The organism is Aquipseudomonas ullengensis (genome assembly GCF_014174475.1).
Taxonomy (GTDB): Bacteria; Pseudomonadota; Gammaproteobacteria; order Pseudomonadales; family Pseudomonadaceae; genus Aquipseudomonas; species Aquipseudomonas ullengensis.
Genome location: NZ_JACJUD010000004.1, coordinates 465,482 through 485,660, shown reverse-complemented (window position 1 = coordinate 485,660; position 20,179 = coordinate 465,482). Strand labels below are relative to the sequence as shown.

General features: G+C 65.2%; 15 protein-coding genes and 1 pseudogene. 4 read left to right on the top strand and 12 right to left on the bottom strand.

Annotation, left to right across the window (positions count from 1 at the left end; genetic code table 11):
• Position 1: 1 nt before the first annotated feature.
• The 3 genes from fabB to H3H51_RS14600 form a co-directional block, all read right to left on the bottom strand.
• Positions 2-1,219 (bottom strand): beta-ketoacyl-ACP synthase I, encoded by a 1,218-nt coding sequence (gene fabB / locus H3H51_RS14610; protein WP_183089780.1) that lies wholly within the window; start codon positions 1,217-1,219, stop codon positions 2-4.
• An 11-nt stretch (positions 1,220-1,230) separates the two neighbouring features.
• Positions 1,231-1,746 (bottom strand): 3-hydroxyacyl-[acyl-carrier-protein] dehydratase FabA, encoded by a 516-nt coding sequence (gene fabA / locus H3H51_RS14605; RefSeq protein ID WP_183089779.1) that lies wholly within the window; start codon positions 1,744-1,746, stop codon positions 1,231-1,233.
• Positions 1,747-1,923: 177 nt separating this feature from the next.
• Positions 1,924-3,846, bottom strand: coding sequence for an ATP-binding protein (locus H3H51_RS14600; protein WP_183089778.1), 1,923 nt, complete (start codon positions 3,844-3,846; stop codon positions 1,924-1,926).
• A 261-nt stretch (positions 3,847-4,107) separates the two neighbouring features.
• On the opposite strand from H3H51_RS14600, the gene H3H51_RS14595 reads away from it, so the two are divergent.
• The 4 genes from H3H51_RS14595 to H3H51_RS14580 all read left to right on the top strand — a co-directional run bounded on the left by H3H51_RS14595 (position 4,108) and on the right by H3H51_RS14580 (position 7,805).
• The gene (locus tag H3H51_RS14595) at positions 4,108-5,130 is read left to right on the top strand and encodes an NAD(P)H-dependent glycerol-3-phosphate dehydrogenase (RefSeq protein WP_183089777.1); all 1,023 of its coding nucleotides are present in this window, start codon (positions 4,108-4,110) and stop codon (positions 5,128-5,130) included.
• A gap of 35 nt (positions 5,131-5,165) precedes the next feature.
• On the top strand, positions 5,166-5,513 hold the full coding sequence (locus H3H51_RS14590) for a DUF4389 domain-containing protein (RefSeq protein WP_183089776.1): 348 nt from the start codon (positions 5,166-5,168) through the stop codon (positions 5,511-5,513).
• A complete protein-coding gene (sixA, locus tag H3H51_RS14585; RefSeq protein WP_183089775.1) occupies positions 5,510-5,968 on the top strand; it encodes a phosphohistidine phosphatase SixA in 459 nt (152 codons plus the stop codon). The genes H3H51_RS14590 and sixA overlap by 4 nt, the downstream gene beginning before the upstream one ends.
• A gap of 184 nt (positions 5,969-6,152) precedes the next feature.
• A complete protein-coding gene (locus tag H3H51_RS14580) occupies positions 6,153-7,805 on the top strand; it encodes an AMP-binding protein (RefSeq protein WP_183089774.1) in 1,653 nt (550 codons plus the stop codon).
• A gap of 190 nt (positions 7,806-7,995) precedes the next feature.
• Here H3H51_RS14580 and cobA read toward each other — a convergent pair whose 3' ends face one another.
• From cobA to H3H51_RS14535, 9 genes and pseudogenes are all read right to left on the bottom strand, one after another.
• Positions 7,996-8,733, bottom strand: coding sequence for a uroporphyrinogen-III C-methyltransferase (gene cobA, locus H3H51_RS14575; protein WP_183089773.1), 738 nt, complete (start codon positions 8,731-8,733; stop codon positions 7,996-7,998).
• Between the two features lie 10 nt (positions 8,734-8,743).
• A complete protein-coding gene (locus H3H51_RS14570; RefSeq protein ID WP_183089772.1) occupies positions 8,744-11,464 on the bottom strand; it encodes a nitrate reductase in 2,721 nt (906 codons plus the stop codon).
• Between the two features lie 146 nt (positions 11,465-11,610).
• Positions 11,611-12,852: pseudogene (locus H3H51_RS14565) on the bottom strand (NAD(P)/FAD-dependent oxidoreductase); the annotation flags it as partial.
• Positions 12,853-13,101: 249 nt separating this feature from the next.
• Entirely contained in the window at positions 13,102-13,728 is a 627-nt protein-coding gene (locus tag H3H51_RS14560; protein WP_183089770.1) for an ABC-type transport auxiliary lipoprotein family protein, read from the bottom strand.
• Positions 13,725-14,660, bottom strand: a complete 936-nt coding sequence (locus H3H51_RS14555; protein WP_183089769.1) for an MlaD family protein — start codon at positions 14,658-14,660, stop codon at positions 13,725-13,727. The genes H3H51_RS14560 and H3H51_RS14555 overlap by 4 nt, the downstream gene beginning before the upstream one ends.
• Positions 14,660-15,445: an ABC transporter ATP-binding protein gene (locus tag H3H51_RS14550; RefSeq protein WP_407926505.1), complete on the bottom strand. Its 786-nt coding sequence runs from the start codon at positions 15,443-15,445 to the stop codon at positions 14,660-14,662. Before H3H51_RS14550 ends, H3H51_RS14555 begins: the two co-directional genes overlap by 1 nt.
• On the bottom strand, positions 15,442-16,566 hold the full coding sequence (locus tag H3H51_RS14545) for an MlaE family ABC transporter permease (RefSeq protein WP_183089768.1): 1,125 nt from the start codon (positions 16,564-16,566) through the stop codon (positions 15,442-15,444). The genes H3H51_RS14550 and H3H51_RS14545 overlap by 4 nt, the downstream gene beginning before the upstream one ends.
• 208 nt (positions 16,567-16,774) lie before the next feature.
• Positions 16,775-18,442, bottom strand: a complete 1,668-nt coding sequence (locus H3H51_RS14540; protein WP_183089767.1) for a bifunctional protein-serine/threonine kinase/phosphatase — start codon at positions 18,440-18,442, stop codon at positions 16,775-16,777.
• 235 nt (positions 18,443-18,677) lie between these two features.
• Positions 18,678-19,889: an MFS transporter gene (locus H3H51_RS14535; RefSeq protein WP_183089766.1), complete on the bottom strand. Its 1,212-nt coding sequence runs from the start codon at positions 19,887-19,889 to the stop codon at positions 18,678-18,680.
• Between the last annotated feature and the right edge of the window lie 290 nt (positions 19,890-20,179).

Below are 20,179 nucleotides of genomic sequence, written 5' to 3'. Positions count from 1 at the left end.
ATCAGCCTTTGTAACGTTGCAGCACCAGCGTGGCATTGGTGCCGCCGAAGCCGAAGCTGTTGCTCATCACTGTGTTCAGCTCGGCGTTCTCGCGGGTCTGGCGCAGGATCGGCAGGTCGGCCACTTCCGGGTCCAGTTCGTCGATGTTGGCCGAACCGGCGATGAAGTTGCCTTCCATCATCAGCATGCAGTAGATCGCTTCCTGCACGCCGGCGGCGCCCAAGGAGTGGCCGGACAGGCTCTTGGTCGAGCTGATCGGTGGCGCCTTGTCGCCGAACACTTCGCGCACACCGCGAATTTCCGCCACGTCGCCCACGGGGGTCGAGGTGCCGTGGGTGTTCAGGTAGTCGATCGGTGCGTCGACCGTGGCCAGGGCCTGCTGCATGCAGCGGATGGCGCCTTCACCGCTCGGTGCGACCATGTCGTAGCCGTCGGAGGTGGCGCCGTAGCCGACCACTTCGGCGTAGATCTTCGCGCCGCGGGCGAGGGCGTGTTCCAGCTCCTCGACCACTACCATGCCGCCACCGCCAGCGATGACGAAGCCGTCACGCTTGGCGTCGTAGGCACGCGAGGCTTTTTCCGGGGTTTCGTTGTACTGGGTGGAGAGGGCGCCCATGGCGTCGAACAGGCAGCTCTGGCTCCAGTGTTCTTCCTCGCCACCGCCGGCAAACACGATGTCCTGCTTGCCCAGCTGGATTTGCTCCATCGCCTGGCCGATGCAGTGCGCGCTGGTGGCGCAGGCCGAGGAGATGGAGAAGTTCACGCCCTTGATCTGGAACGGCGTGGCCAGGCAGGCCGACACGGTGCTACCCATGGTGCGGGTGACGCGGTATGGGCCGATGCGCTTGACGCCCTTTTCGCGCAGGGTGTCGATGGCTTCCATCTGGTTCAGGGTCGAGGCGCCACCGCTGCCGGCGATCAGGCCGGTACGCGGGTTGGACACCTGCTCCGGGGTGAGGCCGGAGTCGGCAATCGCCTTCTCCATCGACAGGTAGGCATAGGCCGCGGCATCGCCCATGAAGCGGAAGATCTTGCGATCGATCAGCTCTTCCAGGTTCAGGTCGACCGAGCCGGACACGTGGCTGCGCAGGCCCATTTCTGCATAGGCCGGGTTGAAGCGGATACCCGCTTTGCCGGCACGCAGGTTGGCGGAAACGGTGTCTTTGTCATTGCCCAGGCACGAAACGATGCCCAGACCGGTGATCACGACGCGACGCATGCGGATAACCCTTAGAAATTGTCAGTGGAGGTGAACAGACCGACGCGCAAGCCTTCGGCACTGTAAATTTCGCGACCATCAACACTGACGGTGCCATCGGCGATGGCCAGGATCAGCGAGCGGTTGATGGTGCGCTTGATATGAATGTTGTAGGTGACCTTCTTCGCGGTAGGCAGCACCTGGCCGAAGAACTTCACTTCGCCGGAGCCCAGGGCGCGGCCGCGGCCGGGGTTGCCCTGCCAGCCGAGGTGGAAACCGACCAGTTGCCACATGGCATCGAGGCCTAGGCAGCCGGGCATTACCGGGTCGCCTTCGAAGTGGCAGGCGAAGAACCACAGGTCTGGGGTGATATCGAGCTCGGCGACGATTTCGCCTTTGCCGTACTTGCCGCCGTTGTCGCTGATGTGAGCGATGCGGTCGATCATCAGCATGTTGGGGGCGGGCAGTTGCGCATTACCCGGGCCGAATAGCTCGCCACGACTGCAGCGCAGCAGGTCTTCCCGGGTGAAGGCGTTTTGCTTGGTCATGCGAGCTCCTCAATGGCCCCGCCGCACGGGGCTAAGCGATACATCCTGGTCGCCGCAGGCTCTGGGCTTCTGTCGGCAGCGTAGTCATAGACTGTTGCGTGTTGGTGAAAGTCACAGTTTCCTGTGAACACCTGTATACCGGGCTGTTCCCGCGCCTGAAAAACGCTTTGGCTGACTCTAGCACTCCTGTTCCTGGCGCTGGTTACGGTTGTTCAACCAGCGCAGCAAGACACGTTCCAGGTCTGCACGTTTGAAGGGCTTGGCCAGGTAATCGTTCATTCCCGCCTGCAGGCAGGCTTCGCGGTCGCCCTGCAGGGCGTTGGCGGTGAGGGCGATGATCGGGATGTTGCAGTGCGGCGCCTGCTGGCGAATCTGTCGTGTGGCCTCGTAGCCATCCATGATTGGCAGGCGGCAATCCATCAGGATGGCGGCGAAGCGCTGGGCATTGAAACGGTGCACCGCCTGGGCGCCATCGCCGACCAGGGTGACGCGGTAGCCGAGGCTGCGCAGCATGGCCTCGATCACCGTCTGGTTGACTGGGTTGTCTTCCACCAACAGCACTTCCTGGCCTTCGCCGGCCGGCCCCTGCAAGGCCAGATCGGCTTCCAGGCTGGCGCTGCGCGGGCGGAACGGCAGGGGAATTTCCAGGCTGAATACCGAGCCTGCACCTTCCTGGCTGGAGGCGTGCAGGGTGCCGCCCATGCGCTCGGCCAGGGTGCGGGCGATGGACAGACCAAGCCCGGTGCCGCCGTAGCGTCGGGAAATCGAGGTGTCGGCCTGCTGGAAGGCATCGAACATGTGTTCCAGGCGCTCCGGGGCGATGCCGATCCCGCTGTCGTGTACCGCGCAGATGAACCACAGCACCTCGTTGTCCAGCGGCTGCCAGTGGGTTTCGATGCGGATGCCGCCGTCCTCGGTGAACTTCAGCGCATTGCCCAGCAGGTTGACCAGGATCTGCCGGATGCGCGTCGGGTCGCCCTGCACCTCGAAGTCTTCCAGGCCTGGCTGGTTGTTCAGGCGCAGGTACAGGCCACGCTGCTGGGCGCTGTGCTGGAACACCTGCAGCGAGCCTTGCAGCAGATCGATCAGGTTGAACGGGATGCGCTCCAGCTCCAAGGCGCCGCGCTCGATGCGCGAGAAGTCGAGGATGTCGTTGATCACCTTGAGCAGGTGCTCGGTGGATTCGGTAGCCAGGGCGGCGTATTCGGCCTGCTCCTGGTTCATCTCGGTGGTTTCCAGCAGCTGCAACATGCCCAGAACGCCGTTCATCGGGGTGCGCAGCTCGTGGCTCATCATTGCCAGGAAGTCGGATTTGGCCCGGCTGGCCTGTTCGGCCTGCTCGCGGGTCTGGATCAGCTGCTCCATGGCGCTTTGCTGCTCGCGGCTGGCGCTGGCCAGGCCGCTGGCCAGGTTGTTGATGTGACGTGCCAGCTCACCCAGCTCGCCGCCGGCGCTTTCCGGCAGCTGGCTCTGGTAGTTGCCGGCCTGGATCGCCTCGACGGCCCGGCCCATGGCGCTGATCGGGCGTGCCAGGCGGCTGGCCAGCTGACGGGCGAGGAGGAAGGTCAGGAGCAGTGCAAGCAGGCTGAGCACCGCGGCCTTGATCAGGATGTCCTGCTGCTGGCTGCTCAGCGCCTCATTGGACATCCCGACCACCACGCGGCCCAGGTAGTCGCCCGGGCGTTTGTCGTTCTTGGCTCTCTGGCCTTGGGCCGGAGTCTGGTTGGGTTCGATGCGCTGCTGGTGGATCGAGGCCTGGAACACCTCGACACTGACACCGCTGTCATGGTCCGGCTGTTCGACATAGACGAGGATGTTCTCGTCGCGGTCGCGTATTTCCAGAAAGCGCACATGGGGCGTCTTCAGCGTGGCGCGCAGCAGGTTGTCGAGTACCTGCGGGTTGTGCGCCAGCACGCCGTATTCGGCTGCCGGCGCGAGCTGGTCGGCGATCAACTGGCCGGTGTGGTCGAGTTCCTGGCGCAGATCCTGCAACCGGGCAAAGGTGAAGAAACCGGTCAGCAGCAGGGTCAGCAACAAGGCCGGGCCGACGCTGATCAGTTGAGTGCGGGTATGGATGTCCCAGTTCTGGCCAAGATTCATGGGCACGCCACCCCGGCGGTCTGTGCGGGGCAGGGCCGAGGCTCGAGTCGCGACGAGCTGGGAAACGGGGGCAGCGCAGGAATAAAAAATGAGGTGCGCACGGAACAGCCTTGTTCGGGGGCGGACAGGCGCATGTTAACCGAGATGCCCGGGTTTGCCAGCGCATGCACAGTCAATGGTCACACGCGGCACTGGCCGGTCGGGCGATGCTCCGTGATAATCCCCCCATTCGCCATGTGAATGGCTTGTTCTGGAATCGTTATGACTGAGCAACAACCTGTTGCAGTGCTGGGCGGCGGTAGTTTCGGAACCGCCATTGCCAACCTGCTGGCCGAAAATGGCCAGCGCGTCCTGCAGTGGATGCGCGACCCCGAGCAGGCCGAGGCAATGCGCACCCAGCGTGAAAACCCGCGCTACCTCAAGGGCGTCAAGCTGCACCCGGGGGTGGAGCCGCTGAATGACCTGCATGCGACCCTGGCCGCCTGCGAGCTGGTGTTCGTCGCCATTCCCTCGTCAGCCCTGCGCAGCGCGTTGCAGCCCTTTGCCGCCGACCTGGCTGGCAAGCTGCTGATCAGTACCACCAAGGGCATCGAGGCCAACGGCTTCAAGCTGATGAGCCAGATTCTTGCCGAAGTGGCGCCACAATCGCGCATCGGCGTGCTGTCGGGCCCCAATCTGGCCAAGGAAGTGGCCGAACACGCACTGACTGCCACGGTGATTGCCAGCGAAGACGAAGAACTTTGCGAGCGGGTGCAGCAGGCGCTGCACGGCCGCACCTTCCGCGTGTATGCCAGTCGCGACAGTTTTGGCGTCGAGCTCGGCGGTGCGTTGAAGAACGTCTACGCGATCATCGCCGGCATGGCTGCTGCCATGGGCATGGGTGAGAACACCAAGAGCATGCTGATCACCCGCGCGCTGGCGGAAATGACCCGCTTCGCCGTCAAACTCGGTGCCAACCCGATGACCTTTCTCGGCCTGGCCGGGGTTGGCGATCTGATCGTCACCTGCACCTCGCCGAAGAGCCGCAACTACCAGGTTGGCTTCGCCCTGGGCGAGGGCTTGAGCCTGGAAGATGCGGTGGCGCGCCTGGGTGAAGTGGCCGAGGGCGTCAACACGCTCAAGGTGCTCAAGCACAAAGCCGAGGAAATGCAGGTGTATATGCCGTTGGTCGCCGGTTTGCATGCCATTCTCTTCGAAGGGCGCACCCTGGCCCAGGTCATCGAGGCGCTGATGCGTGCCGAACCGAAGACCGATGTGGATTTCATCCCGATCAGCGGATTCTGAACCGCGGCCGCGCCGCATGCCCCAAGGAGAGTGACATGAGCGAACCGAGCAAAGACCTGGAACGTGAATCCATCGTGCTGCGCATTCTGTGGATGGTGATCTTCGCCATCGTCTGGCAGTTGGCGGAAATCATTCTTGGCGGCGTGGTGTTGCTGCAACTGGGCTATCGCCTGTTCTACGGTGCACCGAACAGCGGCCTGCAGGGTTTTGGCGACAGCCTCAGCCAGTACCTGCAGCAGATTGGCCGTTTCGGCAGCTTCAATACCGAGGAGAAGCCCTGGCCGTTCGCCGATTGGCCGACGGCGCGCCCACCGCAAGACAACGAGCCGCACAGCATCCCGCCGGCGCCACACCCGGTGCGTGACGAAGAACCCAAGCTGTGAAGCTCTGGCTGTTGCGTCATGGTGAGGCTGCTGCGCAAGCGCGTAGCGATGCCGAGCGGGCGTTGACGGCCCACGGTCGTGCGGAAGTGCGGCAAAGCGCCGAACGCCTGCGCGGCGCGGCGCTGCAACAGATTCTGGTGAGCCCGTATCTGCGCGCCCAGCAGACCGCCGAGTTGGTGCGCGAGGTGCTCGGCCTTGATCTGCCACTGACCACCCTGGAGTGGCTGACCCCGGACGACTCACCGCGCGAGGTGGCCAATCAGCTTGATCACTTTGTCGTCGATGAATTGCTGATTGTCAGCCACAACCCGTTGCTCGGCGCCCTGGCCGGGCTGCTGGTGCATGGTCACCTGCAACTGCCTTTTCCCCTGCGTACCGCCAGCCTGGTCGGCCTTGAAGCCGAGCTGCCATTGATTGGCGGTATGCGCCAAATCGGCCTGTATCACCCCGGCTGAGCCCACTAGCCTCTTCATAATCCCTGCTCGCGCGCTCTGGTTCGCGGGCTGCGTAGCTGCGCCTGCACGCTGTTGCTTCGCTGAAACATTTCTCCACTTGCACTGCCTCCTTGCCCCGTGGAATATTCAACCAAGCAAGTGCTTGGTTGCTCCCTGTGACAATAAGAAAAAACAAGGAGGCCCCGTGGCCAGTGCCGTCCGTTTACCGCTCGATGTCTTTTTCGAGCGTGAGTCGCGTCATCCGAACAAGACATTCCTGATCCAGCCCCAGGGCGGTGGTCAGGTCGAGACGCTGAGCTGGGCCGAGGTAGGCGAGCAGGCGCGGCGTGCTGCCAACTGGCTGCGCAGCCTGGAGCTGGCCCAGGGCAGCCGTGTCGCGATCATCTCGAAGAACTGCGCGCACTGGATCGTCGCCGACCTGGCGATCTGGATGGCCGGGCATGTTTCCGTGCCGCTGTACCCCAATCTCACCGGGGAGACCGTGGCCCAGGTGCTCGAACATGCCGAAGCCCGGGTGGCGTTCATCGGCAAGCTCGACGACTGGCCGGGCATGGCCTCTCACTTCCCAGCGAGCGTGACGACCGTGGCGTTGCCGCTGCATCCCGCGGGTGAGTTCAACAAGCACTGGAGCGACCTGCAGGCCTGCGCGCCGATCCAGGACACCCCGCGTCCGGGGCCGGATCAGCTCGCCACCATCATCTACACCTCCGGCACCACCGGCATGCCCAAGGGCGTGATGCACAACTTCTCCAACTTCGGCTTCACCGCCAGCCACGCCACCCAGCTGTTTGGCGTCAGCGAGAGTGACCGGGTGCTGTCCTACCTGCCGCTGTGCCACGTGGCCGAGCGCATGTTCGTCGAGCTCAATGCGCTGTACAGCGGCCTCACCGTGTATTTCGCCGAAAGCCTGGATACCTTCCTCGCCGACCTGCGCCGCGCGCGGCCCACGGTGTTCTTCGGCGTGCCGCGGATCTGGACCAAGTTCCAGATGGGCGTGTACGACAAAATGCCGGCGGCAAAGCTGGACCGCCTGCTATCGCTGCCGCTGATTGGTCGGCTGATCGGGCGCAAAGTCCTCAAGGGCCTGGGCCTGGATGCGGTGAACTTCGCCCTGTCCGGCGCGGCCCCGGTGCCTGATGCGCTGCTGGCCTGGTATCGCCGCCTGGGCCTGGAGCTGCAGGAGGTCTATGGCATGACCGAAAACTGCGGTTACTCGCACGTCTGCCGCCCGGGCCAGTTCAAGCGTGGCTGGATCGGCCAGAACAACCCAGGAGTGGAAGTGCGCATCAGTGAAGAGGGCGAGGTGCTGGTACGTAGCGGCTCGACCATGCAGGGCTATTTCAAGGAACCGGGCAAGACCGCCGAGGCGTTGACCGAGGATGGCTTCCTGCGCACCGGCGACAAGGGTGAGCAGGACGATATCGGCAACCTGCGCCTGACCGGGCGGATCAAGGAAATCTTCAAGACCAGCAAGGGCAAGTATGTCGCCCCGGCGCCGATCGAGAACCGCCTGGCGGTGCATTCGCAGATCGAGCAGGTCTGTGTGGTCGGCGATGGTTTGCCGCAGCCGCTGGCCCTGTGCGTGCTCTCCGAAGCCGGTCAGCGCGAACCGCGCGAGCAACTGGCAGGTAGCCTCAAGGCCTTTCTGCACAGCATCAATGAACAGCTCGACAAGCCCGAGCGGCTCAGCGGCCTGGTGTTGATCAGCGAAACCTGGGCAATCGACAACGGCTTCCTCACGCCCACCCTGAAGATCAAGCGCAACGTGGTGGAGAACGCCTACAGCCAGCATTTCCCGGTGTGGGGTGAGCGGGTGGGCGAGGTGTTCTGGCACTGAGTGCCTGGCTGTCGCGGCTGCTGTCTGGCAGGCGCTGCTCGTGTAGGAGCCAGCTTGCTGGCGATGCTCTGGGTAACTGATCGCCAGCAAGCTGGCTCCTACAGGGTGTCAACGTCTCGTACATCCGAGTGGCAAAAAAAAGCCCGGCCAAATGGCCGGGCAAAGCATTTCTCCGCAGGAGCGAAGGGGATTAGGCAATCTCTGCCAAGACTTGAATCTGTTGCTGCGCTGCCACTTCCCCAATCACCAGGATCGCCGGGCTTTTCAGCTGAAAATCGTGGGCGTCCTGTTGCATGGCCGCCAGGCTGCTGCGGCATTCACGCTGGTGCGGCAGGGAGGCGTTTTCGATCATCGCCACCGGCATGTCGGCGCGCATGCCGCCGGCCAGCAGGCTTTCGCGAATTTCCGGCAGTTTGGCCACGCCCATGTACACCACCAGGGTGGTGCCGCTCTGCGCCAGCGCCGGCCAGTTGAGGCTGCTGTCGTCCTGGGTGTGGGCGGTGACCAGGGTCACGCCGCGGGCCACGCCGCGCAGGGTCAGGGGAATGCCGCAGTTGGTGGCGCCGGCCAGGCCGGCGGTGATGCCATTGACCATTTCCACCTCGATGCCGTGGGCGCCAAGCCAGTCGACCTCTTCACTGCCACGGCCGAAGATGCACGGATCGCCACCTTTGAGGCGCACCACGCACTTGCCCTGGCGCGCATAGCGCAGCATCAGGCGATGGATAAATTCCTGCGGGGTGGAGCGGCAGCCGCCGCGTTTGCCCACCGGGACGATGCGCGCCGTGGGGCAGTGCTCCAGCACCGCCGGGTTGACCAGGTCGTCGATCATCACGATCTCGGCCTGATTCAGGGCTTTCACGGCCTTGAGGGTCAGCAACTCCGGATCGCCCGGGCCTGCGCCTACCAGCCAGACTTTTGCGCTCATGTCTCTCTCCTCAGGCGGTCGCTGCGACGGCCACGGGTTGCGTGGCCAGCAGTCGTTTGATTTCGGGTACGCAGGAGCCGCAGCTGGTGCCGCATTTCAGCTCCTGCTTCAGGCCGTTCAGGTCCAGGCCACGGGCGATGCCGGCACACACCGCGCTTTCGCTGACGTTCATGCAGTTGCACAGGGTCTTGCTGGCCTTGCCGCTGGCTGCGCCGGGTGGCGTGGCCAGCGGGGCGAGCAGCCAGCGCCGCAGGCTGGCGTCGGCCTTGCCTTCGCTCCAGAGGTTTTTCAGCCAGTCGCGGGCAGCGGTTTCGCCGGCCAGGCGGATGGCGACGATACGTCCGTCCTCGATGCGCACGCGCTTGCCGACGCGGTGCTGCGGGTCGTCGTAGGCCAGTACCGGACCTGCGTCGACGGCCAGCAGGGCATCGATCTGTGCCAGCAGGGCAGCGTCCGGCGCCTCGGCGCTGGCGGCCTTGATCAGCAGCGCCGGACGTTCGCGGCCGGTGAGCGCCAGGTTGGCGTAGGCGAAACCCTCGAACAGCGGGCGCAGCGCTTCGAAGCGGCGCTGCACGTCGCCTTCGACCAGGGCGAAGAACTGCCAGGGCAGCTCGGCTTTCTCCACTTCGACGCCGCTGAGCTTGAGTTCCGGCTGCTTGGACAGCGGATCGAAAGCCGGCTGGGTCAGCACGTTGGTGCCCAGCCCCTTGAGGAAGCGGTTGCCCCAGTGCATGGGCAGATAGGCCTGGCCGGCGCGCACATTCTCATCGGCCTGTACCGGCACGATCAGCTCGCCGCGACGGCTGCGCAGGCTGACCAGTTGGCCGTCCTGCAGGCGGCGCCGGCGCAGTTCGTCCGGGTGCAGGCTGAGCACGGCCTCTTCGGCGTGGCCGAACAGCCGCGCGGCGGTGCCGGTGCGGCTCATGCCGTGCCACTGGTCGCGCAGGCGGCCGGTGTTGAGCAGCAGCGGGAAGCGTCCGTCGCGCTTTTCCTTGGCCGAGCAGTAAGGCTCGGCAAGAAACTGCGCCCGCCCGCTGGCGGTGGGAAAGCGGCCATCCTCGTACAGGCGCGCGGTGCCGTGCTGGGCACCGGCCGGGAACGGCCATTGTTGTGGACCTTGGTTATCCAGAATGGCGTAGCTCAGGCCGCTGAGGTCGAGGTCGCGATTGCTGGTCAGGTGTTTGTATTCCTCGAACAGCGCTTGCGCGCTAGCGAAGTCGAACAGGCTGGGCAGGCCGGGTTTTAGCAGGTGTTCCAGGCGACGGGCGAAATCACAGGTGATCGCCCAATCCGGGCGCGCATCGAAAGGGGGCTGCACGGCGCGGCGCACATGGCTGACGCGCCGTTCGGAGTTGGTCACGCTGCCTTCTTTTTCGCCCCAACTGGCGGCTGGGAGCAGAAGGTCGGCGTAGTGGCAGGTTTCGGTGGTGAAGAAGGCTTCCTGCACCACCACGAACGGGCAGGCGGCCAGGGCGGCGTGCACCTTGCTCTGGTCCGGCAGGGATTGGGCGGGGTTGGTGCAGGCGATCCACAGCGCCTTGATCTTGCCCTCGGCCACTGCATCGAACAGCTCGATGGCGGTCAGCCCCGGCGTTTCCGGCAGTGCATCGACGCCCCAGTAGCGGGCGACCTCGGCACGGTGCTCGGCGTTGCCGGCATCGCGGTGGCCGGGCAGCAGGTTGCTCAGGCTACCGGTCTCGCGGCCGCCCATGGCATTCGGCTGGCCGGTGAGGGAGAAGGGGCCGGCGCCGACTTTGCCGATCTGCCCGGTGGCCAGGTGCAGGTTGATCAGCGCGCTGTTCTTGGCTGAGCCTGCGGTGGACTGGTTGAGGCCCATGCACCACAGCGAGAGGAACGAAGGCGACTTGCCGATCAGTTCGGCGCAGCGCAGCAGGTCGGCCTGGGAAATGCCGCAGAGATCGGCCACCACCGTGGGGCTGTAGTCGCGCACCAGTTGCTTGAGGGCGTCGAAGCCTTCGGTGTGGGCCTCGATGTAGGCGCGGTCGATCCAGTCTTCCCACATCAGGATGTGCAGGATGCCGTGGAACAGGGCCACGTCGGTGCCCGGCAGAATCGCCAGGTGCAGGTCGGCCAGGTCGCAGGTGTCGGTGCGCCGCGGGTCGACGACGATGACCTTCATCTCCGGGCGTGCGGCCTTGGCCGCTTCCAGGCGACGGAACAGGATGGGGTGGGCATAGGCCATGTTGCTGCCGACGATCAGCAGGCAGTCGCTCTGCTCGATGTCCTCGTAGCTGCACGGCGGCGCATCGGCCCCCAGGCTGCGCTTGTAGCCGACCACTGCCGAGGACATGCACAGGCGCGAATTGCTGTCGATGTTGTTGGTACCGACCAGGGCGCGGGCCAGTTTGTTGAAGCTGTAGTAATCCTCGGTCAGCAACTGGCCGGAGATGTAGAAGGCCACGCTGTCCGGGCCGTGTTCGCGGATGGTTTCGGCAAATACCTTGGCGGCGTGATCGAGGGCGCTGTCCCAGGTGGCGCGCGAGCGAGCCAGGCCCTTGCCCAGGCGCAGCTCGGGGTAGAGGGCGCGGGCGTCGAGGTCGCCGGTCAGGTGCAGGGTCGAGCCCTTGCTGCACAGCTTGCCGAAGTTCGCCGGGTGCTTGGGGTCGCCCTGGACGCCGAGGATCGTCTTGCCGTCATGTTCGATCAGCACGCCACAACCCACGCCGCAGTAGCAGCAGGTCGAGGCGGTGGTCTGCAGGGAAGTAGGCATGGCGTTGGCTTCCATCGTCTGCGGCCGGGTCATGCGTGCTGAGCGGCATTGGCCGCCACCAGCGCCAGCGGGTTGGCCGGCAGGTTCGCATCCAATTTCAGCACCTGCAGGGCGAGGGTGGCGCTGTCGTACAGGCTGACCTCGTTGTCGGGCTCAGCGGCTGCGCGGGGCATGTCGGCAGCCGTCTGCTCGCCGAACATCAGGTAGTTGCGGATGGTGCTGATGTTGGCTCGCTCGCGAACCTGGCGGAAATACCAGCCGCCGTCGACGGTATCGCCGTACAGGCAGGCGCCGACCAGGATGTCGTTCTTCACCACCAGTTTTTTGTACACACCGCTGATCGGGTCGCTGAGGGTGATGGTTTCGGTGCCTTCGCCGCCCATGAAGTCGCCGGCGGAGAACAGGTCGATGCCGGTGACTTTCAACTTGGTGGAAGTGACCGAGCCCTGGTAACGAGCGAAGCCGAGTTGGGCCAGGTGGTTGGCGCAGACCTGTGCCTGCTCGAACAGCGGAGCGACCAGGCCGTAGGCGATGCCGCGGTGGTTGGCGCACTCGCCGATGGCGTAGATGCACGGGTCGTTGGTCTGCAAGGTGTCGTTGACCAGGATGCCGCGGTTGCACGGGATGCCGGATTTTTCCGCCAGCTCGTAGTTGGGGCGGATGCCGGCGGCCATCACTACCAGGTCGGCGGGGATGGTGTCGCCGCCCTTGAACTGCACGGCGCAGACACGGCCGTTGCCGTTGTCGATCAGCTCTTCGGTCTGCTCGCTGAGGCGGAAGTGGATACCGCGTTCTTCCAGCGCCGCTTGCAGCAGCTTGCCCGCGGTCTTGTCCAGCTGGCGCTCCAGCAGCCAGTCGGAGATATGCACCACGGTCACGTCCATGCCGCGCAGTTTCAGGCCGTTGGCGGCTTCCAGGCCGAGCAGGCCGCCGCCGATGACCACAGCGTGGCTATGGGCCTTGGCGGTGTCGATCATGCTTTGGGTGTCGGCCACGTCGCGGTAGCCAAGCACGCCCTGCAGCTTGTTGCCGGGAATCGGCAGGATGAACGGGGTGGAGCCGGTGGCAATCAGCAGGCGGTCGTATTCGGCGCGGGTGCCGTCGTCGGCGATTACTACGCGCTTCTTGCGATCGATGCTGACCACCTTGCGGTTGAGCAGCAGCTGGATGTTGTGCTCGGCGTACCAGTTGAGGTCGTTGAGCACGATGTCCTGGAAGTTCTGTTCGCCGGCCAGTACCGGGGAGAGCAGGATGCGGTTGTAGTTCGGGTGCGGTTCGGCCCCGAACACGGTGATGTCGTAGAGATCCGGGGCGAGCTTGAGCAGCTCCTCCAGGGTCCGCACGCCGGCCATACCGTTGCCAACCATGACCAGCTTGAGTTTTTTCATGCCGGTTTTCTCCTGCCTGTAAAAATCACGGAAAACAAAAAAGGCGTCCCGCTAGTCACCTAGCGAGGACGCCTTTGTCCTTGTCCCGATCGATCGGGTGAGCTGCTCTTCGCCATTGAAGAACAGCTCTATGTCTGTGTTATCCGTGATAAAGCAGGGATTGTGCCAATACCGGAAAACGCCGCCTGAGAGGGGCTTTTGCAGGATTTTGCGGGGGAATGGCGCACCGCGCTGAGGCGGTGCGCGCAGTCATGGTGCGGTTTGTCGCGCTTTGGGGGCAGACGCCAGCAGCCAGTCGCTCAGCTGGCGCGCCAGGCTATCGCTGGCCGTGCCGAAGGCATCGACTACCGAGGCGACCTGGGCGTCGCTGCTCGTTTGGCTGACCTCGAAGCGGCGGCTGGCGAGGATGTGCCGGCTCTCGCTGTCGACTAGCTGCGCATCGAGGCGAATCACCGCCTGCACCTGGCCGTCGTGGTACTCGCTCTGGAAGCTCAACAGGTTGCCGCGCAGTTCCAGGTCGCTGTGCAGGTGTTGCTCGTCGCTGGCCACGGCAGTGAAACGGCCATCGCGGCGCAGCACGTCGAGCAGGCGGTCGCGCAGCAACGAGGGCGCTGGATCGCCCCAGCGTGCGCCTTTATAGCTGCTGATGCGGCTACCAGCCGGGACCACGGCGATACGCGTGCTGTCGAGTACCTGGCTGGCTTGCGGGCGCACCACGCTCAGGGTTTGCGCCAGGCGTGGGCTGCTGGCCTGGCTGGCGAGCGTTGAAGGTGGCAGCAGGTAGATGTCGATGGGCTGCGCCTTGGGCAGCAGTGAACAGGCGGCGAGCAGGCTGCTCAGGCCAAGCAAGGTGGCGGCGCGCAGGGCGTGGATCATGGTTCGAACTCCTGATTCTGTTCACGTTCGAGCAGGGCGCCGGGGTTTTCCGCCAGGCGTCGACCGGACTGGCGCAGGCTGGCCAGGGTGGCGCGCAGTTCGGCGATGGCCGGGCCGATTTCGCCGAGGCCCTGCAGGCTGCTGCCCAGTGCGCCTTTGTTGTCGTCCAGTATCTGCTCAATGCTCTGGCTGCTGCGCTCCAGGGCGGCGACGGCCTGTTCGGTGCGCTGGAAGATGCTGCGGCCTTCGCCGTCGACCAACTGGTTGGCGGTCTGCGCCAGCGCGGCGGTCTGCTTCAGGGTGATATTGGCCTGGCGACTGGCCTCGTTGAGCTGGGTCAGGGTCTGGCGAATGCTGTCGCGCTGCTCGGCGAACACGGCTGTGGTCTGGTCCAGCTGGGTGAGGGTGCTGCCGATGTGCTTGATATTGTCATCGGAGAACAGGCGGTTGGCGTTGCTCAACAGCTTGTTGATGCTGGTCAGCACGTCTTCGCCGTTGGCTAGCAGGCTCGACAGTGGCGAAGGTGACGCGAGGATTTCCGTGGGGTTGTCATTGTCGGTCGCCAACGCCGGACTGGAGGGGGTGCCGCCATTGAGCTGGATGATGGCGTTGCCGGTGACGCCGGTGATGGCCAGGCGCGCGTGGGTGTCTTCCTTGATCGGCGTGCTGGACGACACGCGAATGCGCGCCCGTACGATGCGCGGGTCTTTTGTGTCGAGGCTGAGGTTGGCCACTTCGCCGACCTTGATCCCGCTGTACTGCACGGCGCTGCCGATCGACAGGCCGGTCACCGCCTCCTTGAACACCACGTCATAGACACGGAATTCCTGGTCGACGCTGGACTTGCCCAGCCACAGGGCGAACAGCAGCGCGGCACTGATTGCCAGCACGGTGAACAGGCCGATCAGCACATGGTGGGCACGGGTTTCCATCAGTATGTCTCCGAACGCAGGACCGCCTGGGCGGCGGCGCGGCCACGGGGGCCGTGAAAGTATTCCTGGACCCAGGCATCGTCGGTGGCCTCGACCACTTCCAGGCGGTCGGCCACCAGCACGCGCTTCTGCGACAGCACCGCGACGCGGTCGCAGATGCTGTACAGGGTGTCCAGGTCATGGGTGATGATAAAAACGCTGAGCCCCAGGGCATCGCGCAGGGTGCGAATCAGTTGGTCGAACGCCGCCGCGCCGATGGGGTCGAGGCCGGCGGTGGGTTCGTCGAGAAAGAGGATTTCCGGATCCAGCGCCAGGGCGCGCGCCAGGGCGGCCCGCTTGACCATGCCGCCGGACAGCTCGTCGGGGAATTTGTCGCCGGCGCCCACCGGCAGACCGGCGAGGGCGACTTTCAGCCGCGCCAGGTGCTCGGCATCGGCACGCGGCAGGCCCGCGTGCTCGATCAGCGGCAGGGCGATGTTTTCCACCACGCTCAGCGAAGAGAACAGGGCGCCGCGCTGGAACAGCACGCCAAAGCGTCGTTCTAGTTGCGAACGGCGTTCGGCATCGAGGTTCAGCAGGTCTGCGCCGAATACCTTGACGCTGCCGGCGGCCGGTCGCAGCAGGCCGACGATGCTGCGCAGCAGCACCGACTTGCCGGTGCCGGAGCCGCCGACCACGCCAAGGATCTCACCCTGGCGGATATCCAGGTCGAGGTTGTCGTGCACCACCTGCGCGCCGAACTGGTTGACCAGCCCGCGCACCTCGACCAGCGCCGCGCGGCTCACCAGCCCATCTCCATGAAGAACAGCGCGGCCACGGCGTCGAGCAGGATCACCACGAAGATCGACTGCACCACGCTGCTGGTGGTGTGGTCGCCGACCGATTTGGCGCTACCGCTGGCCTTGAAGCCTTCCAGGCAACCGATGATGGCGATCACCAGGGCGAAGAACGGTGCTTTCACCAGGCCGATGAAGAAGTGCTGTACGGGAATGTTCGACTGCAGGATGTGCAGGAACAGGGTGGGCGAGATATCCAGTAGCAGGGTGCAGACCAGGCCGCCGCCGACGATGCCGCAGAGCATGGCGATAAAGGTCAGGATCGGCAGGCTGATCAGCAGGGCCAGCACGCGCGGCAGCACCAGCAACTCCATGGGGTCGAGGCCGAGGGTGCGGATCGCGTCGATTTCCTCGTTGGACTTCATCGCGCCGATCTGCGCGGTGAACGCGCTGGCCGTGCGCCCGGCCATGAGGATGGCGGTCAGCAGCACGCCGAACTCGCGCAGAAAGGAGAAGGCCACCAGGTGCACGGTGTAGATCGTCGCGCCGAACTGGGCGAGCACCGTGGCACCGAGAAAGGCCACCACCGCACCGACCATGAAGGTCAGCAGGGCGACGATGGGCACGGCGTCGAGCCCGGTCTGTTCGACATGCGAAACCAGCGCGGTGATACGCCAGCGGCGCGGTCGCCAGAGGCTGGTGAACAGGCTGGCCAGGGTCAGGCCGAGAAAGCCCAGCAAGGCACGCAGTTGCAGCGCCTGGGCGCTGACGGCGGCGCCGATGTGTTCGAGAAATTCGCGCAGGCTGGACGGTGGTGGCGGTGGGCAGACCACCGGCACGCCTTGCAGCGCCTGGCATACGGTGCGCAACAGGGCCAGGCGTTCGGCGGGCAGGTCGGGGCTGTGTTCGATCAGCGTGGCCAGGCGTTCGGCACCCAGCCAGTCACTGAGCAGCGAGGCACCGGCGGTATCGAGTTGGCCGAGCTGGTTCAGTTCCACCTCGGCGGACGCGGCCTGGCTGGCGATGCGCTGGCGCAGCTCACGGTAGTGCGCCAGGGTCCAGTCGCCGCGCACGCTCAGGCGTGGCGGAGAAACGGAAGAGTCCAGATCGATGCTGCCGGCCTGTGCCATGTTCGTCCTGAAAGCTGGCTGGAACGGCCATGGCAGAGAGTCGCCATGGGTTGCGCTCAGTGTATACGCGGCGGGCTAGGGCTGACGACCCGATCAGTTTTCAGGAAATGTTGGTCTGTCTGGGCTGTTGTAGGGGCCCGCTTGCTGGCGATCCGCAGGTCGACTGCATCGCCAGCAAGCTGGCTCCTACAGGGCTTTGCGACCAGCCCTAGCGCAGCAGGACAACCAGCAGGGCAAGATTGAGCAGCAGCGAGGCCAGTGCCACGCCGCGCCAGACTTTCAGCGGTTCGCGCTCGAGCAGTGGGCGCGGGCGCAGGATCAGCGCCTGGCGTTCGCCCTGTTCGAGGCTGAGCAGCCATTCTTCGGCGGTTTCGAAACGCTCCTCGGGGTTGGCGGCCACGGCGCGCAGCACGCACTCATCCAGCCAGGTGGGGATATCCGGGCGGTAGCGGCTGGGCGGCGTCGGTTTGCCGAAGCGCGGGTGCTGGAAGGCTTCGATCTCACCGTAGGGGTAGTGGCCGGTGAGCAGGCGATAGAGGGTCACGCCGGCGGCGTAGATATCCTGCTGCGGGCTGGGCTTGCCGCCGCTGAAGGCTTCCGGGGCGATGTAGCTGGGCGTGCCGGGCAGGCTGTGTTGTTCATCGCGCGACAGCCCGGGGCAGTAGGCCAGGCCGAAGTCGAGCATGCGCAGTTCGCCGTCATCGCACCACAGCAGGTTCTCCGGCTTGATGTCGCGGTGCAGGATGTTGCGCCGGTGCAGCATGCCCATGGCCTTGAGCAGGCGCGGCGCGACATCCAGCCATTCCGGCAGGCCCAGCTGACCGGACAGGCGCAGGTGCTCGGCCAGGGTCTGGCCCGGGTGTTCGCGTTGCACGTAGTACAGGTGCTGACGCTGCGGCAGCGGGTGCGCCTCGGGAAAGTGGCGGCCGGCCACGCGGCGCAAGAACCATTCTTCCAGCAGCAGGGCGGGGGCGGCCTGCTCCTCGTCATGGCGACTGCTCGGTAGGGTTTTCAGCAGCCAGCGGCGTGACTGGTTGTCGCGCACGCGGTAGACCAGCGACTGGCGCGACTCGGCCAGCAGGCGTTCGACCTGCCAGCCCTCGAAGTTTTGCCCGGCGCGCAGTTGCGGCGGCAGGGGCCATTGCTCGAGCTGGGCCAGGGTGTCGGCCAGGTTGTTGTCGGGCAGGTTCTGCACCTGTACCAGCACGGCGCTGGCGTTGTCCTGGCTACCGGCCAGGTGCGCAGCGCTAACCAGGGCGCGGCAGGCGGCGCCAGGGTCGGTTTCGTCCTTGAGCATGCTGTGGATGCCGTGGTCGCCGAGGGTCGACCACACGCCATCGCTGACCAGCAGGAAGCTGTCGCCTTCCTGCAGTTCGCCTTCGCGGTAATCCACCACCAGGTGCTGGTCCAGGCCGAGCGCACGCTTGAGCACGTGCTGCATGCCCGGTTGTTCCCACACATGGTCTTCGCTGAGGCGTTCGAACGTGCTGCCGTTGAGGCGATAGGCACGGCAGTCGCCGACATGCGCCAGGGTGTAGCGCCGACCGCGCAGCACCAGGCTGGTCAGGGTGGTGAGCAGTGGCTGGCCACCGCCATTGGCCTGCAGCCAGCGGTTGTGGGCCACCAGCAGGCGATCCAGCGATTGCGCCACGGCCCAGGTTTCCGGGGTGGCGTAGTAGTCGAGGGCCAGGGCCTGCAAGGTGGCGCGGGCGGCGAGGCCACCGTCGGCGCACTGGCTGACACCATCGGCCAGGGCGAACAGGCAGCCCTTGCTGGCCGCCAGGGCCGGCGCCGGGGTCACCACGCGGATGGCGTCCTGATTTTCCGCACGGGGGCCGGTGGCGGTGGCTTCACCAAAGGTCAGTTGCAGGGCCATCTGGGGTTCTCATGGATAAACAGATAAGTCGGTTGAGGCAAAGGCGAAACCAGTCCGGCTTTCCTGGAAGGCCGTCGTTGCCGACGGCTATCCACCTTTCCTGACCAGTGCGTGGAGGCTGGACGGGCCTCGCCTTTGTCGCAACCGACCTGAATGATCAAGCGGAAGAGTCTGCCTTGGGGTGAACCAAGGCAGACTCTCAGAACCGGCTTACGATCAAGAAATCGTAGGGGGCTCAGACGCGGGCGGCGGTGACGGCAGCCGAACCCCACGTGGTGCGCCAGCGCAGCTTCACGCCGTACAGGCCGAACCAGGCCAGCACGCCGAGGCTGGCGAACAGCCACAGGCCCAGCTGGTAGGAACCGGTGGATTGTTTGATCGCACCCAGGCCGGCAGTCAGCAGGAAGCCACCAATGCCGCCGGCCATGCCGATCAGCCCGGTCATCACGCCGATTTCCTTGCGAAAGCGCTGCGGTACCAGTTGGAACACTGCACCGTTGCCGGCGCCCAGGCTAAGCATGGCCAGCACGAACAGGCCAAGGGCGGCCAGTGAGCTGGGCAGGTTGAAACCGACGGCGGCGATGCAGATCGAGGCGCAGGTGTAGACCACCAGCAGCGAGCGGATACCACCGATGCGGTCCGCCAGGGCACCGCCGAGGGGGCGCATCAGGCTGCCGGCGAACACGCAGGCAGCGGTGTAGTAGCCTGCCTTGACCGGGTCGAAGCCGTACTGATCATGGAAGTAGCCGGGCAGGGTGCTGGCCAGGCCGAGGAAGCCGCCGAAGGTCACGCTGTAGAAGAACATGAACCACCAGCTGTCACGGTCGCCCAGGGCCTTGAGGTAGTCAGCGGTGGACTTGGCCGGCGGGCGTTCCGGGGCGTTGCGCGCCACACTGGCGAAGATGATCAGCACCAGCACCAGCGGGATCAGTGCCAGGCCGAACACGTTGCTCCAGCCGAAGATGGCGGCCAGTACCGGGGCGAACAGTGCGGCCAGCACGGTGCCGGAGTTGCCGGCACCGGCGATGCCCATGGCCTTGCCCTGGTGTTGCGGCGGGTACCACTGCGAAGCCAGCGGCAGGGCCACGGCGAACGAGGCGCCTGCGAAGCCGAGGAACAGGCCGAGCAGCAGGGCATGCTCGTAGGTCTTCACCCCGTGCAGCCAGGCCACGGCAAGGGCGGCAATGACGATCACCTGGCCGATCAGGCCGGCGCTCTTCGGTGACGTGCGATCCGCCAGCATGCCCATGAAGAAGCGCAGCACCGCGCCGGAGAGAATCGGCGTGGCGACCATCATGGCGCGCTGCTGGGTGCTCAGGCCGAGGTCGGCGGCAATCTGCACGCCAAGTGGGCCGAGTACGTACCAGACCATGAAGCTCAGGTCGAAATAGAGAAATGCGGCGAGCAGCGTCGGTGCGTGGCCGGCTTTCCAGAAACTTGTGTTCATCCAACACCTCGTCAGCGATAAGTGTCCCGACAGGCTGCCGGTCGACGTGATCGTGGGCACGTCGCCGGCAGTTGCCGGGGGAAATCAGGGGCTTGTGGCCCCCGACCTTGCGACCGAAGCCGCAACCAGGTTGAGAGAGTGACGAGTTGACGCCCGGATCACGGCCGTCCACCCACCCCATTCGTTGGGGCTGAAACGAAAAAGCGCCGCACCATCGAACCGCACTAAGCGATGGGATGGATGCGACGCCATTGTCGTATCGGTGGGCAACCGTCGTTGGATGCCTGTGC

Coding starts and splice junctions, on each gene's coding strand:
- fabB (WP_183089780.1), bottom strand. CDS start 1,219: ATGCGTCGCGTCGTGATCACCGGTCTGGGCATCGTTTCGTGCCTGGGC.
- fabA (WP_183089779.1), bottom strand. CDS start 1,746: ATGACCAAGCAAAACGCCTTCACCCGGGAAGACCTGCTGCGCTGCAGT.
- H3H51_RS14600 (WP_183089778.1), bottom strand. CDS start 3,846: ATGAATCTTGGCCAGAACTGGGACATCCATACCCGCACTCAACTGATC.
- H3H51_RS14595 (WP_183089777.1), top strand. CDS start 4,108: ATGACTGAGCAACAACCTGTTGCAGTGCTGGGCGGCGGTAGTTTCGGA.
- H3H51_RS14590 (WP_183089776.1), top strand. CDS start 5,166: ATGAGCGAACCGAGCAAAGACCTGGAACGTGAATCCATCGTGCTGCGC.
- cobA (WP_183089773.1), bottom strand. CDS start 8,733: ATGAGCGCAAAAGTCTGGCTGGTAGGCGCAGGCCCGGGCGATCCGGAG.
- H3H51_RS14570 (WP_183089772.1), bottom strand. CDS start 11,464: ATGCCTACTTCCCTGCAGACCACCGCCTCGACCTGCTGCTACTGCGGC.
- H3H51_RS14560 (WP_183089770.1), bottom strand. CDS start 13,728: ATGATCCACGCCCTGCGCGCCGCCACCTTGCTTGGCCTGAGCAGCCTG.
- H3H51_RS14555 (WP_183089769.1), bottom strand. CDS start 14,660: ATGGAAACCCGTGCCCACCATGTGCTGATCGGCCTGTTCACCGTGCTG.
- H3H51_RS14545 (WP_183089768.1), bottom strand. CDS start 16,566: ATGGCACAGGCCGGCAGCATCGATCTGGACTCTTCCGTTTCTCCGCCA.
- H3H51_RS14540 (WP_183089767.1), bottom strand. CDS start 18,442: ATGGCCCTGCAACTGACCTTTGGTGAAGCCACCGCCACCGGCCCCCGT.
- H3H51_RS14535 (WP_183089766.1), bottom strand. CDS start 19,889: ATGAACACAAGTTTCTGGAAAGCCGGCCACGCACCGACGCTGCTCGCC.